The organism is Vibrio ordalii ATCC 33509 (genome assembly GCA_000257205.1).
GTDB lineage: Bacteria > Pseudomonadota > Gammaproteobacteria > Enterobacterales > Vibrionaceae > Vibrio > Vibrio ordalii.
Map to the genome: position 1 here is coordinate 1 of AEZC01000062.1, position 1,092 is coordinate 1,092.

The 1,092-nt window shown below is 40.1% G+C and carries 1 protein-coding gene and 1 pseudogene; one reads left to right on the forward strand and one right to left on the reverse strand.

From position 1 onward, the window contains the following. Window positions 1–237: pseudogene (locus tag VOR_RS16730) on the reverse strand (iron-containing alcohol dehydrogenase); the annotation flags it as partial. 253 nt (window positions 238–490) lie between these two features. Here VOR_RS16730 and VOR_RS0104010 point away from each other — a divergent pair. Beyond that, a partial coding sequence (locus VOR_RS0104010) for a hypothetical protein (RefSeq protein ID WP_081480695.1) occupies window positions 491–1,092 on the forward strand: 602 nt, incomplete at its 3' end.

Sequence of the window (1,092 nt, forward strand, 5' to 3'; positions counted from 1 at the left end):
ACCACCAACACGCTCAAACTCAAAGGTGAGTTTTTTTACATAACCAAGCTTTTCAATGCCTTGGTCTGTTACGACAAGCACGCGTTCAATACCCATCAAAGAAACCGAATAACAGAGTTGCTTGAGCGATTCTTTACCAATAAACAAGGTTGGCTTGGAGATGGGTAGAATCGCTGCGGCCAATTTGAGCACTTTCATATATAGCTTATGCTGCCACTGCTGGTACTTGATCTCCATGATTGGTCTCGAGTTGTGAAGTTCTATTAGCTAGACTAGGCAATACAACGAGTTATCTCTACCTAGAAAGTCAAATTTTGCAAGATAAGGCAAATAATCGCTGATCATTATTAGATTTAACGCCAACTTAAGCTCGCATTTTAATGCAAACCTTGTAAAATCCACCTCGCTCACTTTTTATACTTATAATTGAAATCATTAGCTGAGTACTCTGCACATAATTTTATGTGTCATAAAATAATCGACACGTCGTTTGGCTTTCGTCTTTGAGGTGCATTCCCTGCACTCAAATGGCATTCAAAAATTGTATTTTATTCAACCAATTACTGTAGAAGTCATGAACGAAGATAAGTTTACCAATGTCTATCGCTTGCCTGGTTCATTGCAAATTCGCATAGCCACATGGCAGCAAACCTTTAAAGGCACTTCTGATTTAGTGCTTCATCAAGTATTAACCGCTAGAAATAATCAGTATAAACAGGCTGACTTTTGGCCTAAGGGCTGGTGTGTGAATCTGTTTGATGAGAGCGATATTTCCATTACGCAGCACGGTACTTACATTCAAACCAGTATGCGAACGATGATTGATCGCAAAATATCGTATAAGCGCGTTTATCTCTCTCGGCTACCTTTAGAAAAAGCCGAGCCCGCCTTGCTTCGCTTTAAGAAAGAGTGGATCCGCAACTACAATAATGTCGCCCAAGAGTATAACAAGAGGAAAAAGAAAGAGTTTATGGCCTTTGCCAGAGAAGAGGTCGAAACACTTTATCCTGCCATCCCTAAAGAACCTTTTGATAAAGCGCTATGGAACCGTTTAGTGGTTTCGATTGTTGGTCACGCCAATAAATTCAACGT